Consider the following 15891-nt stretch of genomic DNA (forward strand, 5'->3'; position numbering starts at 1 on the left):
GGTTTCCCGCTCGGCCGAAAGGGGAGGGAGCAGGCGTGTCCCAGGTGTCCTCGGTGATCGTTCCGTACGCGGCGTATCTGCGCGTGTACGAGCCGCTGGGCGCTTTTCCCGAGCCGGAGCGCAGCCACTGGGCGCGCTACGCCCGCCGCCCCGACCGTCCCTCCTACCAGGACGAGCTGCGCCGCTCGCTGGCCGATCTGCTGCCCACTCCGCCGGTCGCGGTGCCGGTGCACGAGAGCGGCGACGCGTTCGTGCTCGACGTGGACGGCGTGCTGTGCGTGTGTCCCTGGCGGACCCGGCTGCGCGGCTGGCAGGCCCTGGGGGAGCTGGGCGACGAGCTGCCGGGCCCGGTCCTGGACGCCGTCCTGCCTCCCGTGGTCCGCCGCCAGGCCGCCCAGGACTACGAGCGCTGGCTGACCCGCAACCCCGACGCCCGGCCCTGGATCCGTACGGCGACCTGGCAGATCCCGCTCAACTGGTTCGTGCTCGTCTCCGACGAGGAGCGCGAGTGGGACAAGGGGACCGCGGAACTGCCCCCCGTGCTGCGCTACCGCACCCCGATGGTGCAGGCGCGGCGCCGCGTGGCCCGGGGTCTGCGCGCGCTCAAGGACGCCATGGACGAGGGACCGCTCATCGACGGCCTGGTGGACGTGGGGCGCTGGCTGGAGGAGTTCCACCCGCGTTCGCTGGTCGAGCTGGACTACGGCGGCCTCGTGCACGCCCTCCCGGCCGGTGACCTGGAGGGCGATCACTCGGCGGCGGATGTCGCCGAGGGGATCGACGCCCTGCGCCGCGGCGACGGCGGCGCGGCCGGCGAGGCGTACGCCCGGCTCGTGGAGCGGTGGCGTTCGGTGCGGGACCGGCGCTCGGCGAACTGACGGTGTGACAGACGCGACAAGCGTCTCTTTAGTGACGTACGTCACGGCCACAAACCCGTCGAACGGCATACGGTCTACCGCACTTCACGGAACTGACGGGATGTAGATCCCGATCCGGGCTTACGGCTCAAGAGTCGCAAGGGTGACGGACCGCACGTACGGGGCCCTTGCGCCGCTTGCCCCCCCTCGTGCCAAAATAGGACAAGGAGTCCGGAGAGGGCTCCATCCATCCACTTGTGCTCCATCGTGGGGGGAATCTCAGCATTGCACGCTTTGGGGGGTCTGGTGACTCCTGATCGCCCGTGTGACTGATCGTCACACTGGCGTGACTGTCCGCTATGGCATGGTCCATCGGCTTCCGTCGCCGATGAACACCTGGGGGGCAATTCCATCGGTTTGGCCGACGCGGCTGGACAGATGGTGTAGTTGTAGTGCCGAGGACAAGCCGTTCGTCCTATAACCGACTCGGCCCGCGTCCGCCATTTCGGGCAACGCGGGTCAAGGTGCAGAATTTAGAGGAAAGAACCGAGAAGGTTCGGTTCTCCCGAGGAGGCCGCTCATGACCGCTCGCACCCCTGATGCTGAGCCGCTGCTGACCCCGGCTGAGGTCGCCACCATGTTCCGCGTGGACCCGAAGACGGTCACGCGGTGGGCGAAGGCCGGCAAGCTCACGTCGATCCGTACGCTCGGCGGACACCGCCGTTACCGCGAGGCTGAGGTCCGCGCCCTGCTGGCGGGCATCCCGCAGCAGCGCAGCGAGGCCTGAACAACTGAATAACCGGGCAGAACGCCAGGTCCCCCAACCTGTCGGAGCGCCCGAACCCTAGCTCCAAGCGACGCGGGTCCTGCCCCAACAGGCCCGTTGCCCACACGGTGCGTCGTCGATCGCGCTGGACTCCGCCGGGTCCAGCGCGATCTTTTTTGTGCGCCGGGACCTGCCTATCGGGTCGCTCTGTGAGCGGCCTTGTCGGAGTCTGGGGAGTCTCTGAGGGGGTTGCGGGGAGTTCCGGGAGGCATCCTCCGGACATCGGGTGGAGCGGTGCACGGACTGGTGCAATTGCACATATTAAATTGACCAGTTGTAGGAGCCTGGTAAGAACCCCGGTTGCGGAAACTCATTCCGTGACTCCCGTCACATGCCACTGGCCTTGTCGCTGCCGACGCATGTGAGTTATAGGAAGCGCTTGCTCCCGCTGTTCCACCGTCCCCGGCCCGTACGGCTGTTGACGCCCGTACAGCTGCCGACGCGGTCGACGGTCACGGTGCCGAGGGCCTCTCGTCCTCGACGGCCTCCTCCGGGCCCTGAGCGCCCCGGGGAGCCCCGTCCATCGCCAGCCGCTGCAGACGGTGGCAGATGGGGCAGTGGCGGGTCACATGCCGGTAGGACGACGCGGCCGACAGATGCGCGCGGAGCAACGCCCGCGTCTCGTGCCTAGCCGATGCCGCCATACGCCACCTCCAGGGGGCCCGCGCGGGGAACGGGGCTCTGAACTCTGGGGTACCGAGGGAATGTGACGCCGTCAAGAGAGCGGGGGCAGTGCCGGTCACGCCTCCGCCGACGTGACCGCCCACTGGGGACTGCCATCCCCGGCCCCTCGCATCGGCCTGAACAGCCTCGTCCTCAAGCATCAGAGGGGGCGCCCCCAGGTGGGCTGGTGGTGCCGGCCGGCAGCGAGAGGCGGACGCGGGGAGAAGTCCTGTGTCGTGATGCCGGGATGGGGGCATGGGAAGAGCCCGGGTCCGTAGACCGGCGGGGAGTCGGCGTGGGCATGCGAAGAGCCCGGGTCCGAAGCCCCGGGCTCTCGCTCGTTGCGGTCCTGACGGGATTTGCTGTGCCCGATTGCGGCTGCGCCGCGGGCGCGGCCTCCACCTTGACAGGGTGGCGAGTCGGCGCGGGCATGCGAAGAGCCCGGGTCCGAAGACCCGGGCTCTCTTCTGTGCGGTCCTGACGGGATTTGAACCCGCGGCCTCCACCTTGACAGGGTGGCGAGCACTCCAAACTGCTCCACAGGACCAGGTTTCGCGGCACTTGGTGTTGCGCTGTGCTGCGAGAAGAGACTGTACAGGAGGGTGGGCCCCTGGTCGAACTCACCCTCCGTACATCATCCGCTACGGCACGGCCGCGTCGATCGCCTTCACGATCCGCTTGTCGGAGACGGGGTACGCCGTGCCCAGCGCGTGGGCGAAATAGCTGACCCGGAGCTCCTCGATCATCCAGCGGATCTCCAGGACGGCGGAGGGGACGGGGCGGCCCTGGGGCAACTGCTCCAGCAGCCAGGCGTACTCGTCCTGCATCTCGTGGACCTTCTCCATGCGGGTGGTGTCCCGCTGGACGTTGGTCGGCATCTGCTGCAGACGCCGGTCCGCGGCCACCAGGTACCGCATCAGGTCCGGCAGCCGGCGCAGCCCCGCCTGCGTCACGAAGCCGGGCCGTACGAGCGCGTCGAGCTGCTTGCGTACGTCCGTCAGGTTGGCCAGCAGCGCGGGGCTGCGTACGGCTTTCAGGCGGCGCTCACAGGCCTGCCAGGCGGCCAGCACCTGCTGCACCTGGCCGACCGTCCGCACGGTCGTGTCGACGATCTCGGCGCGCACCTTGTCGTACAGCTTCCGGTACGACTCCTCGTCCCACGCCGGTCCGCCGAAGTCGCCCATCAGCTTGTCCGCCGCCGCCATCGCGCAGTCGTCGAACAGCGCCTGGATGGAGCCGTGCGGATTCGCGGACAGGGCGAGCTTCTGCGGGTTCGTCAGCTTCTCGGACGCGAACTTCGCGGGGTTGACCGGGATGTTGCGCAGGATCAGCCGGCGGGTGCCCTTCCACATGGCCTCCGACTGCTCCGCCTCCGTGTCGAAGAGGCGTACGGAGACGGTGTCGCCGTCGTCGACCAGCGCCGGGTACGCCTTCACCGGCTGGCCGGCGCGGCGGGTCTCGAAGACGCGGGTGAGGGAGCCGATCGTCCAGTCGGTCAGGCCCGAGCGCTCCAGGGACTCGCCGCCCTGACGCTCGGCGGTGGCCGCGGCGGCCTGGGACAGGGCCTTGCGGGCCTTCGGCTTGAGCTGCAGCTTCAGCGCTTCGAGGTCCTTGTCCTCGGCCAGCTTGCGGCGCCGCTCGTCGACGATCCGGAAGGTGATCTTCAGATGGTCGGGGACCCTGGACCAGTCGAAGTCGTCGGCCTCGAAGGGGACGCCGACCATGCGCTTCAGGTCACGGGCCATCGCCGTGGTCAACGGCTCCTGCAACGGCACCGCTTGGTCCAGGAACCGCTTCGCGAAGTTCGGCGCCGGCACGTAGTTGCGGCGGATCGGCTTCGGGAGGGAGCGGATGAGCTCGGTGACGACCTCTTCCCGCAGGCCCGGGATCTGCCAGTCGAAGCCCTCGTCCGTGACCTGGTTGAGGACCTGGAGCGGAACGTGGACGGTCACGCCGTCCGCGTCCGCGCCCGGTTCGAACTGGTACGTCACCCGGAACTTCAACGGCCCCTGCCGCCACGAGTCCGGGTAGTCGGCCTTGGTGACCGCCTCCGCCGACTCCCGGATGAGCATCTCCCGCTCGAAGTCCAGGAAGTCGGGCTGCTCGTGCCGCTTGCGCTTCCACCAGGAGTCGAAGTGGGCGCCGGACACGACGTGCTCGGGCACCCGCTGGTCGTAGAAGTCGAACAGCGTCTCGTCGTCGACCACGATGTCCCGGCGCCGGGCGCGGTTCTCCAGCTCCTCGACCTCGCTGAGGAGTCTGCGGTTGTCGGCGAAGAACTTGTGGTGCGTCCGCCAGTCGCCTTCGACGAGGGCGTTGCGAATGAAAAGCTCGCGGCTCGTCTCCGGGTCGATCCGCCCGTAGTTCACCTTCCGCTGGGCGATGACGGGCACGCCGTACAGCGTGACCTTCTCGTACGCCATCACCGCCGCCTGGTCCTTCTCCCAGTGCGGCTCGCTGTACGTCCGCTTCAGGAGGTGCCCGGCGAGCGGCTCGACCCACTCGGGCTCGATCTTCGCGTTGACGCGGGCCCAGAGGCGGCTCGTCTCCACGAGCTCCGCCGACATGACGAACCGGGGCTGCTTCTTGAACAGCGCCGAGCCGGGGAAGAGGGCGAACTTGGCGTTGCGGGCGCCGAGGTACTCGTTCTTGTTGCCGTCCTTCACGTCCTTCATGCCGATGTGCGAGAGCAGACCGGCGAGGAGGGAGGTGTGGATGCTGTCGGCGGGGGCGTCCTGCTCGTTGAGGTGGATGCCCATCTGCTTGGCGACGGTGCGCAGTTGCGTGTAGATGTCCTGCCATTCGCGGATGCGCAGGAAGTTGAGGTACTCCTGCTTGCACATCCGGCGGAAGGACGACGAACCGCGCTCGCGCTGCTGCTCACGGATGTACCGCCACAGGTTGAGGTAGGCGAGGAAGTCGCTGGTCTCGTCCTTGAAGCGGGCGTGCTGCTGGTCGGCCTGGGTCTGCTTGTCGGCCGGGCGTTCGCGCGGGTCCTGGATGGAGAGCGCGGCGGCTATGACCATGACCTCGCGGACGCAGCCGTTCTTGTCGGCCTCCAGGACCATCCGGGCCAGCCGCGGGTCGACGGGCAGCTGGGCCAGCTTGCGGCCGGTCTGCGTGAGCCGCTTGCGCGGGTCCTTCTGCGCCGGGTCCAGCGCGTTCAGCTCCTGGAGGAGCTGGACGCCGTCGCGGATGTTGCGGTGGTCCGGCGGGTCGATGAAGGGGAACTTCTCGATGTCGCCGAGGCCGGCCGCGGTCATCTGCAGGATGACGGAGGCGAGGTTGGTGCGCAGGATCTCCGCGTCCGTGAACTCCGGGCGGGCGAGGAAGTCGTCCTCGGAGTACAGGCGGATGCAGATGCCGTCGGACGTACGGCCGCAGCGGCCCTTGCGCTGGTTGGCGCTGGCCTGCGAGATCGGCTCGATGGGCAGCCGCTGCACCTTCGTGCGGTGGCTGTACCGGCTGATACGGGCGAAGCCGGGGTCGATGACGTACTTGATGCCCGGGACGGTCAGCGAGGTCTCGGCGACGTTGGTCGCCAGAACGATCCTGCGGCCGGTGTGCGGCTGGAAGACGCGATGCTGCTCGGCGTGCGAGAGCCGGGCGTACAGCGGAAGCACTTCCGTGCCCTGCCAATGAGCGCCTCCGGCGCGGGGGTACTTCTTCTTCTCGAGCGCGTCCGCGGTGTCCCGGATCTCCCGCTCACCGGAGAGGAAGACGAGGATGTCGCCCTGGCCCTCGCCCATCAGTTCCTCGACGGCGTCGGTGATGGCGGTGATCTGGTCCCGGTCGGAGTCCTCGGAGTCCTCCTCCAGGAGGGGCCGGTACCGGACCTCGACGGGATACGTCCGGCCACTGACCTCGATGATCGGTGCGTCGCCGAAGTGCCGGGAGAACCGCTCGGGATCGATGGTCGCGGAGGTGATGACGACCTTGAGGTCGGGCCGGCGCGGCAGCAGCTGGGCGAGATAGCCCAGCAGGAAGTCGATGTTGAGGGACCGCTCGTGGGCCTCGTCGATGATGATCGTGTCGTAGGCGCGCAGCTCGCGGTCGGTCTGGATCTCCGCGAGCAGGATGCCGTCCGTCATCAGCTTCACGAAGGTCGCGTCCGGGTTCACCTGGTCGGTGAACCGCACCTTCCAGCCGACGGCCTCCCCGAGCGGCGTCTTCAGCTCGTCGGCCACGCGCTCGGCGACGGTACGGGCGGCGATACGACGGGGCTGGGTGTGCCCGATCATGCCGCGGACCCCCCGCCCCAGCTCCAGACAGATCTTCGGAATCTGGGTGGTCTTGCCGGACCCCGTCTCACCTGCGACGATGACGACCTGATGATCACGGATGGCATCCGCGATGGCGTCCTTCTTCTGGCTGACCGGGAGCTGCTCGGGATAGGTCACGGCAGGCACACGGGTGCGCCGCGCGTCCATCCGCTCCTCGGCCTGTGCGACCTCCGCCTCGATCTCGGCGAGAACGGCGGCAAGGGCCTCCGGCTTGCGGATCTTGCGCGCGCCTTCGAGCCTGCGCCCGAGCTGATGCGTATCACGCAGGGACAGCTCGGCCAGGCGGGGGGCGAGGGCGCCGAGGGTGGGGGCAGGGTGCGTAGACATACGCGACCCAGGATCTCATCCCGGAGAAAAACGTGGCGAACGCTTTTGCCTCCGGCGGCTCGCGACACCGGGCGCGAGGACGTCGGCCCACACCCGGCCCACCTCCGGCACACAACAAGGCCCCGATCCGAAGATCGGGGCCTTAACTGTGGCTGGGGCCGGGGTCGAACCGGCGACCTTCCGCTTTTCAGGCGGACGCTCGTACCAACTGAGCTACCCAGCCGCGAGGTTTCACGTGAAACCTCAGCGGTCCTGACGGGATTTGAACCCGCGGCCTCCACCTTGACAGGGTGGCGAGCACTCCAAACTGCTCCACAGGACCAAGCGATGTGTACGACAGTGTCGCACACGATGTTGCGTGCCCCCAACGGGATTCGAACCCGTGCTACCGCCTTGAAAGGGCGGCGTCCTAGGCCGCTAGACGATGAGGGCTATCGGCCCGCCTGGGCGCTTTTCAGCGCGTCGGGGACGTGAGAAGCATATGGGATGGCGGGAGGGATCGCCAAAACGGTTTACGGAGCGGTGCCGGAGGGGGCGGGGGACGGGGTCGAGGGAGAGGGGGACGAAGGCGTGGTGGGAGCGGTGGGGGAGGGGGTCGGGGACGGGGAGGAACCCGGCTGGTTCTCCTTGGGGAGGTGGCGGCTGACCTCGGCCGTCGTCAGGCCCAGGCCGCCCAGCTTGATCGCGTCCCACGCCTGGAGGCGGCGCGTGTCGCGGTCGAAGTAGAGGATCGACGCCTCGATCGGGTCGGGGTACTTGCCTTCGACGGCGCGCAGGCCGCTGCCGCCCGTGGAGCCCTCGATGCGCAGCCGGGTCCCCTTCGGCAGGACCTCCATCTCGTTGTGGTGCAGATGCCCGGCCAGGACCAGCGGCACCTCGCCGTCCGTCCCGCGGGCGGCGGAGGGCTCATGGGCGATGGCCACGTCGACGGGTGTGCCCGCGGCCCGCTGGGCGCGCAGGGCGGCCGTGAGGCGGGCGCCGGCCGCTTCCTGCAGGCCCTCGGTGGCCGGCGCGGAGGAGCGGTCGGGGGTGAACTGGGGGTCGCCGATGCCGGCGAAACGCAGGCCCGCGATCGTGACGGCGCGGCCGTCGTCGAGGACGTGGACGTTCTTGATGCCCTCCAGGTAGCGCTGGGTGACCGTCGAGTCGTGGTTGCCGCGGACCCAGACGTAGGGCGCGCCGAGGTCGGCGATGGGGTCGAGGAAGCCGTTCTCCGCGGCCGAGCCGTGGTCCATGGTGTCGCCGGAGTCGACGATGACATTGACCTTGTACTGCTCGACGAGCGAGGCGATGATCTTCCAGCTCGCCGGGTTGAGATGGATGTCCGAGACGTGCAGGACACGGACGGTGGTGGGGTCGGGCTGGTAGGCGGGGAGGGTGGAGGTGACGTCGTAGAGCTTGGTCACGTTGGTGACGAGGCGGGCCAGTTCCCGCTGGTAGACGTCGAACTCGGTGACGATGCTGCGGGCGTTGCCGACCAGGGAGGGGGCCGAGGAGAGCAGGCCCGAGAAGCGGGGTTCGAGGACGGACTTGGGGTTCCAGGTGGCGTAGGCGGTGGCGCCGGAGGCGGCGAGGAGGGCGAGGGCCAGGCCGCCCGCGGCGAGGGCTCGGCGGGGGCGCCGGTAGACGGCGAGGCCGAGGGCGGTGGCGCCGGAGACGACGGCGACGCAGGAGCGGACGGCGAGGTCGAGCGTGCCGTGCTCGACGTCGCGGGCGACCTCGTCCTGGAGGCCGGAGAGGCGTTCGGGGTGGTCGACGAGGGCCTGGGAGCGGGCGGGGTCGAGTTGGTCGACGTTGACGTCCAGGCGGACGGGCGCGATGTGGCTGTCGAGGTGCAGGGCGCCCAGCGGCGAGAGGTTGATCTTGGTGCCGCCGGTGGCGGAGGGGCGCAGGGTCATCGTCGTGTTCATGGGGCCGACGGGGACGCGGACGTTCCCGACGATCAGCAGGCCGAGCCAGGCGCCGAGGAGGACGACAGCGGTGAGGCCGAACGCGCGGCGCCAGGGGTGGGGCCGGGCGGCGAGTTCGGGGGTGGCGGGGCGGGGGCGGCGGGTCTTTCGTATCCGGTTCATGGGGTTCAGGGCTGCGACGGGGACGCGGACGCGGACCATTGGTCCCGTATGCCCAAGTGCGCGCCCGGACATGCGGGCATACCCCTTGTCGGCGGTGTCGTGCCGGAGAATGGGCCTGTGCTGGAGATGACGCGCGAGGAGTTCGAGGAACTGGTCGCCGAGGCGCTGGACCGGATCCCGCCGGAGCTGACGCGGCTGATGGACAACGTCGCGGTGTTCGTCGAGGACGAGCCCCCGGCGGACGATCCCGAGCTGCTCGGGCTGTACGAGGGGACTCCGCTGACCGATCGCGGCGAGTGGTACGCGGGTGTGCTGCCGGACCGGATCACGATCTACCGGGGGCCCACCCTGCGGATGTGCGAGACGCGGGAGGAGGTCGTCGAGGAGACCGAGGTGACGGTGGTGCATGAGATCGCGCACCACTTCGGGATCGACGACGCCCGGCTGCACGCGCTCGGGTACGGCTGAGCCGTCGCGCCACGGGGCGCGTGTCCTCTTGTGGGCGGCGGGAGTTGGGGAGGTTGACTCCTGCGTCTGCCCCCGGAGGTGGCCCCGTGCGCCCCTTGTACCTTCCCGTTCGCCTGGCCGCCACGGTCATGGCCGTCGCCGCGGCCGCCGGTTGCATGAGCGTGGGGGACGAGGAGGGGGGCCGGGTCAGGCCGTCGCACTCGGCGGGGCAGTCGGGCGGTGAGGCGCCGGACGGCGGGCCCGGCGGGTCGGCGGGCGGGCACGGGTTCGGCGCGGCGGGCGGCGAGGACAAGCGCGGGCACGGCAAGGGCGGCAAGAAGGGCAAGGCGGGTGACTCCGCCTCCCCCGTGCCGTCCTCGCCGTCGGCGGGCGTGAGCGCGCCGGCCTCGGCGGGGGCGAGGCCGGGCGGGAGCGAGAAGCCGGCGGAACCCAAGCCGCCGAACGAGGAGCCGACGCCCACGCGCTCCCCCGACCCGGAGCCGCCGCCGTCACCGGAGCCCCCGCCGTCGCCCTCGCCGGAGCCGACGGTCGCCGAGCCGTCGTCGTCGGCGCCCGGGGAGCCGGCGCCGCAACTGGTGGACCGGGAGCCGGCACCGGAGGCGGGGGCGCCGGCGTAAGTGTGTCGGGGCGCCGGCGCAGGGGTGTCGGGGTCGTCGGCGTAGGGGGGCCGGGGGCGTCGGCGTAGAGGTGTCAGGGGACTGGCGTACGGGTGTGACGTACGTCTACTGGGCTCGGTTTGCCTTCGGGGGTGGAGGGTGCGTATGGTGGTAGATCGTTTGATCCCATTTGCCCGGCGCCAACGCAGAGCGCGCCGTGTGGCGCGTACTCTCCCTTGCCGTGGCGGACCGCATAGAGGCGGTCGTATTGCGAATCACGGAGTTGACGGGCGCGTGCCGACGAGACTCCGGAAGGTTTCGCATACGCATGTCCATTTCCAGTACTGATCACGTCGTCGTGTCCACCGTCGAGAACGGCGAGAACGACGAGGCGACCAGCACCCCCGAGGTCACCTTCGCGGACCTCGGTCTCCCCGAGGGCGTCGTGCGCAAGCTCGCGCAGAACGGCGTGACCACCCCCTTCCCGATCCAGGCGGCGACCATCCCGGACGCCCTGGCCGGCAAGGACATCCTCGGCCGTGGCCGCACCGGCTCCGGCAAGACCCTCTCCTTCGGTCTGCCGACCCTGGCCCGGCTCTCCGGCGGCCGCACCGAGAAGCACAAGCCGCGCGCCGTCATCCTCACCCCGACCCGTGAGCTCGCGATGCAGGTCGCGGACGCGCTGCAGCCCTACGGCGACCAGCTCGGCCTGAAGATGAAGGTCGTCTGCGGCGGTACGTCCATGGGCAACCAGATCTACGCCCTGGAGCGCGGTGTCGACGTGCTCGTCGCCACCCCGGGCCGTCTGCGCGACATCATCAACCGCGGCGCCTGCTCCCTGGAGGACGTCGAGGTCGCCGTCCTCGACGAGGCCGACCAGATGTCCGACCTGGGCTTCCTGCCCGAGGTCACCGAGCTGCTGGACCAGGTGCCGGCGGGCGGTCAGCGGATGCTGTTCTCCGCGACGATGGAGAACGAGATCAAGACCCTCGTCGATCGGTACCTGAACGACCCGGTCTCGCACGAGGTGGACGCCGCCCAGGGCGCGGTGACGACCATGTCGCACCACATCCTGATCGTGAAGCCGAAGGACAAGGCGCCGGTGACGGCCGCCATCGCCTCGCGCAAGGGCCGCACCATCATCTTCGTCCGCACCCAGCTGGGCGCCGACCGGGTCGCCGAGCAGCTGCGCGAGGCGGGCGTGAAGGCCGACGCGCTGCACGGCGGCATGACGCAGGGCGCGCGGACGCGGACGCTGGCCGACTTCAAGGACGGGTACGTCAATGTCCTCGTCGCCACCGACGTCGCCGCCCGCGGCATCCACGTCGACGGCATCGACCTGGTCCTCAACGTGGACCCGGCCGGCGACCACAAGGACTACCTGCACCGCGCCGGCCGTACGGCCCGCGCCGGTCGTACGGGCACGGTCGTGTCCCTCTCGCTGCCGCACCAGCGGCGCCAGATCTTCCGTCTGATGGAGGACGCCGGCGTCGACGCCGGGCGCCACATCATCCAGGGCGGCGCGGCCTTCGACCCGGAGGTCGCCGAGATCACCGGCGCCCGCTCGATGACCGAGGTCCAGGCCGAGTCCGCGGGCAACGCGGCTCAGCAGGCCGAGCGTGAGGTCACCCACCTCACCAAGCAGCTGGAGCGCGCGCAGCGTCGCGCGGCCGAGCTGCGCGAGGAGGCCGACCGGCTGGTCGCCCGGGTCGCCCGTGAGCGGGGCGAGGACCCGGAGGCGGCAGTGGCCGAGGCGCAGGCCGCCGCGGCCGTCGAGACCGTCGACACCGCCGAGGCTCCGGCCGTGACCGAGGTCTCCGTGCCGGAGCAGCGGGCCGCGCGGGACACCGACCGGGACGAGCGCGGTGCGCGGTCGTACGAGCGGGACCGTGACGACCGTGGCGGCCGTTCGTTCGAGCGCCGTGACGACCGGGGTGGCTTCCGCCGGGACGAGCGGGGCGACCGGGGTGACCGCGGCGGCTTCAACCGTGACCGTGACCGTGACCGTGACCGGGACCGTGGGTTCCACCGGGACCGTGACGACCGTGGCGGCCGTGGCTTCGAGCGGCGCGACGACCGGCGTCCGTTCAACCGTGACGACCGGGGTGGGCGTGGCTTCGAGCGGCGCGACGACCGGGGCGGGCGGTCCTTCGAGCGGCGCGACGAGCGTCGTCCGTTCGACCGTGACCGCGACCGTGGCTTCGGCCGGGACCGTGACGACCGTGGTGGCCGTGGTTTCGAGCGCCGTGACGACCGGGGCGGCTTCCGCCGGGACGACCGCGGCGGCCACCGTGGCAGCGACCGTCCGTTCAACCGCGACCGCCGCGACGACCGCCCGGGCTTCCGCACCGGCGGCCACGACCGCCCGTACGGCCGCCGTGACGACCACCGTGGCACCGGCGGCTCCTTCGGACGCCGCGAGGACAAGCCGCGCTGGAAGCGCAACGGCTGACCGCAGCGGTCCATGTGAGTGAACGCCGTGGCCCCCACCGACTCACCGGTGGGGGCCACGGCGTTTTTCCGTGCCGGGAGTCGGCCGAAACCCCTTTCCCCGGGGCTGTGAAACGCCTGTAGGATCAGCCGACTTGTGAGACGGATGTGAAGGCCGGGGGGCCGTGGGCGCCGGAGTCGGTGTCCAGCCCGTCTCCGTGTTCCCGGGGAGGGACCCTCTTGGCTCGTCATGGCTTCGTACGTCTGCGTCTTGTCGCCGCTTCCGCCGTGTTGGCGGCCGGGCTGAGTCCGTTGTTGCCGTCGACGCCGGCGGTCGCGGACACGCCGCAGGAGACGGTGGTGCCGGCGACGCTGCGCGACACGTACACCGGGGGCGGGCTCTACGCCGGGCTCACGAACTACGGACAGGACGGTGCCGGCGCCCAGGGCGTCTTCCACTCCCTGGAGGGTTCAGGGCTCGTCTGGACGCGGTACGCGGACGGCACGTCCGTGAAGGTGGTCCCCCCGCCGGGGACCACCGTCTTCGGGACAACCGGCGGCGACGTCCTCGCGTACCGCTTCGCGGGCGGCCGGGTCGATCTGTGGAACGCGGCCGACGACACGACGCGCACCGTTCGGATACCCGAGGGCCTGTCCATGCTCACCGCCTACGACGACCTGGTGGTCGCTTTCCGCGCGGTGCAGGACGGGAGCGGGACGTCCCGGCGGGAGGTACACCTGCTGTTCCCGGAGACCGACGGCAGCACGCGTGACGTGCTGGTCACGGGGGTGCCCGGGGGAGTGACCCTTGGGTTCCCCAGGGGCGGGGACGCCGACGGCCTGCTGTTCAACGCCGGGCAGCCGAACGGGCCGTACCTGTCCCTCATGGTCGATCGGAGGACCGGTCAGGTCACAGGCTGGACCGAGCCAGTGCCGACGGCGTACCTCAAGGCAAGTGTCACCAGCGACTACGTGGTCTGGTACACGGGAAGCCAGAAGGCCGCGCTCGTGTACTCCCGCTCCGACTTGTCCGCCCCGCCGGTCTCGGTCCCGCTCGTCGGCGTCGGCGACGCATCCTCGGTGGTGGACCTTGCGGTGGTAGGCGACTGGCTCGTCTACCAGACGGGTACCGCCACCAGGACGATGGCCACCCCCATCGCGGGCGGCTCCTCGGTGACGTTGCTGCCCTCTTCCGACCGGCTCCTCTCCGGTGTCTCCAACGGCACCGCCCTCGCCGTCGGCCGTACGATGTCCCCCACCGACGACTGGGGCGTCCAGCGCATCCAGCCCGGCCCCGACGGCACTCCGGTCGTCACTCAGGTGAAGGCGCTGCCCAAGCCGCCGCTCAAGATCCAAGGGCTGTCGCTGGACCACGGCCGGCTGGTGCTCACCGACCAGATAAGCGCCGTGGCGGGCGGGGGCTCGCGGACCGCGCGTCTGCGTACGATCGCCCCGACCGGCGCGCCCGCGTACGGTCCGTCCTCCACCTTCCTCGAGGGCGGCACGGTCGGAAACTGCGCTGTCGACGATGTCGCTTGCTCCCAGATCTGGGGTGCCGCCGACGGGCAGATCGTCTGGCTGGAGCACGACCCGGCCACGAACAGCGACCGGCTCAGCAACGGCGGGTCGGGTTACTCGGTCAAGGAACGGAAGGTGCCCGCCGGTGGACAGATCACCGACGTGTCCGGCCGCTATGTGATCCACACCACCGCCAGCCAGCAGTCCGTCTACCGCATCACCAGCCCGATCACCAGCGGCCCGACCCTCACCCGTACCCCGGGCCCGGCCGCCCTCTCCGGCGACACCCTGTGGACCCCGGGCGCGACCCCGGGAACCCTGACGGCGTACGACCTCACGGCCAGGAAGACCACCGAGACCCTCACCACCGACGCCGGCTGCACCCCCACCGACCTCCAGGCACTGGGCCGCTGGATCTACTGGACCTGCGACGGCCGCGCGGGCGTCTACGACCGTACGGCGGGCGCTTCTGTGTCCGTGCCTGTCGGCGAGGCCCAGCTGGGCGACGGGTTCGTGGTCACGCATGACAAGCAGGCCGGGAAACTCACGCTCACGACGGTCGTCGGTGGCGCGCCCGCGAGCCGGGTCGTCGGCGATCTGCCCGACACCGGCTTCTCACAGCGCGGCGTGCGCTGGACCGTGGACGAGTCCGGGGCGAACGCGGCCTACGTCGACGCCCAGGAGCAGGTGCATCTGGTGCCCTCGGGTGTGCCGCAGCAGCCGTTGCGGCAGCTGGAGCCCGCTCAGGGTGTACCCCAGACGTCCCCCGGCTATCGCACCTTCACATCCGTGCTGCTGTCGAAGCCGGTCGCGGGCTGGCGGCTGGACATCCGCAGCAAGGCGACGGGCAAGAATGTCGAGGGGATGGACGGCGGTGCCGTGCGCGGTGCGCTGAACGTCGGCTGGGACGGCTACGACGTGTCCGGGAAGCCTTTCCCCAACGGTTCGTACGACTGGACGCTGAGGTTCACGCCCGTGGACGGCGTCGGCGATCCGCTGGTGGTGCGGGGCACCGTCCGGATGGTGGGCGGCGCTGCCGTGTTCCACGACTACGCGGGTCCCGGGTCGAAGCCGGACGGTGTCGGCGACATGCTGACCATGCCCGCCTCGGGCACCCTGACCTACCAGCAGGGCACGGGCCAAGGCACGTTCTCCGGCCAGGTCAGCGGTTCCGGCTGGCCGAGCGGCATCAAGGCGGTGCCGTTCGGGGACCTGAGCGGCGACCGCTGCAACGACGTCCTCGTCCGGCTGAGCAGTGGGGCGCTGCGGCTGTACCGGACGGGCTGCGGTGGCGCGGTGCGGCCCACGTCGCCGTACACCACGCTGGGCACGAGCGGCTGGACCCAGTTCGACGTCATGACCTCGCCGGGTGACGTCAACAAGGACGGTCGCCCGGACCTGATCGCCCGCAACTCCTCGACCGGCAGGGTGTACCTGTACAAGGGCACGGCGGCCGGCACGCTGGCGGCACCCGTCAAGCTGTACGACAACTGGAAGTCGTACAAGAAGATCGTCGGTGTGGGTGACCTCAACGGTGACGGCGTCGGCGATCTCATCGCGCAGGACACGTCCAACAACCTCTACCGGTACATCGGCAAGGGCAACGGGACCTTCTCCGCCCGCGTGAAGCTGTTCGCCGGCTGGGGCGGGACGTACAACGCGGTCGTCGGGGTCGGGGACATCACCGGGGACGGGAAGGCGGACCTCGTCGCGCGGGACACCGCGGGCGGGCTGTACCGGCTGAACGGCACCGGGACCGGCACCTTCGGGGCGCGAGTGAAGATCGGCGCGGGCTGGCAGAACTACAAGGGCCTTTTCTAGCCAAGTCGTGACGTGTGTCACGCCCCCGGT

At 70.3% G+C, this 15891-nt stretch carries 9 protein-coding genes and 4 tRNA genes; 6 read left to right on the top strand and 7 right to left on the bottom strand.

Annotation, left to right across the window (positions count from 1 at the left end; translation table 11 throughout):
- Positions 1-35 precede the first annotated feature (35 nt).
- Together ACPT94_RS38290 and bldC are read left to right on the top strand one after the other, a co-directional pair.
- Entirely contained in the window at positions 36-878 is an 843-nt protein-coding gene (locus ACPT94_RS38290; protein ID WP_360342878.1) for a DUF8083 family protein, read from the top strand.
- Positions 879-1437: 559 nt separating this feature from the next.
- Positions 1438-1644, top strand: coding sequence for a developmental transcriptional regulator BldC (bldC, locus tag ACPT94_RS38295; protein WP_003949541.1), 207 nt, complete (start codon positions 1438-1440; stop codon positions 1642-1644).
- A gap of 491 nt (positions 1645-2135) precedes the next feature.
- Here bldC and ACPT94_RS38300 read toward each other — a convergent pair whose 3' ends face one another.
- From ACPT94_RS38300 to ACPT94_RS38330, 7 genes are all read right to left on the bottom strand, one after another.
- A complete protein-coding gene (locus tag ACPT94_RS38300; RefSeq protein WP_360342875.1) occupies positions 2136-2327 on the bottom strand; it encodes a DUF6274 family protein in 192 nt (63 codons plus the stop codon).
- A 491-nt stretch (positions 2328-2818) separates the two neighbouring features.
- Positions 2819-2893, bottom strand: a tRNA-Asp gene (locus tag ACPT94_RS38305).
- 94 nt (positions 2894-2987) lie between these two features.
- Positions 2988-6956 carry an ATP-dependent RNA helicase HrpA gene (gene hrpA, locus ACPT94_RS38310; RefSeq protein ID WP_360342872.1) on the bottom strand — a complete coding sequence of 1323 codons (3969 nt, stop codon included), beginning with the start codon at positions 6954-6956 and terminating at the stop codon, positions 2988-2990.
- 149 nt (positions 6957-7105) lie between these two features.
- A tRNA-Phe gene (locus tag ACPT94_RS38315) sits at positions 7106-7179 on the bottom strand.
- A gap of 24 nt (positions 7180-7203) precedes the next feature.
- A tRNA-Asp gene (locus ACPT94_RS38320) sits at positions 7204-7278 on the bottom strand.
- A gap of 37 nt (positions 7279-7315) precedes the next feature.
- Positions 7316-7388, bottom strand: a tRNA-Glu gene (locus ACPT94_RS38325).
- Between the two features lie 80 nt (positions 7389-7468).
- Positions 7469-9067, bottom strand: coding sequence for a metallophosphoesterase family protein (locus ACPT94_RS38330; RefSeq protein ID WP_425247914.1), 1599 nt, complete (start codon positions 9065-9067; stop codon positions 7469-7471).
- A 78-nt stretch (positions 9068-9145) separates the two neighbouring features.
- Between ACPT94_RS38330 and ACPT94_RS38335 the strand changes: the two genes are divergently transcribed.
- From ACPT94_RS38335 to ACPT94_RS38350, 4 genes are all read left to right on the top strand, one after another.
- Positions 9146-9496, top strand: a complete 351-nt coding sequence (locus ACPT94_RS38335) for a metallopeptidase family protein (protein WP_003999986.1) — start codon at positions 9146-9148, stop codon at positions 9494-9496.
- A gap of 86 nt (positions 9497-9582) precedes the next feature.
- Positions 9583-10113 (top strand): hypothetical protein, encoded by a 531-nt coding sequence (locus ACPT94_RS38340; RefSeq protein ID WP_360342865.1) that lies wholly within the window; start codon positions 9583-9585, stop codon positions 10111-10113.
- A gap of 307 nt (positions 10114-10420) precedes the next feature.
- The gene (locus ACPT94_RS38345) at positions 10421-12544 is read left to right on the top strand and encodes a DEAD/DEAH box helicase (protein WP_360342862.1); all 2124 of its coding nucleotides are present in this window, start codon (positions 10421-10423) and stop codon (positions 12542-12544) included.
- A 218-nt stretch (positions 12545-12762) separates the two neighbouring features.
- Positions 12763-15861: an FG-GAP repeat domain-containing protein gene (locus ACPT94_RS38350; RefSeq protein WP_425247915.1), complete on the top strand. Its 3099-nt coding sequence runs from the start codon at positions 12763-12765 to the stop codon at positions 15859-15861.
- Positions 15862-15891 lie beyond the last annotated feature (30 nt).

Origin of the sequence: Streptomyces aurantiaciflavus, assembly GCF_049808595.1 — a bacterium.
Classification (GTDB): Bacteria; Actinomycetota; Actinomycetes; order Streptomycetales; family Streptomycetaceae; genus Streptomyces.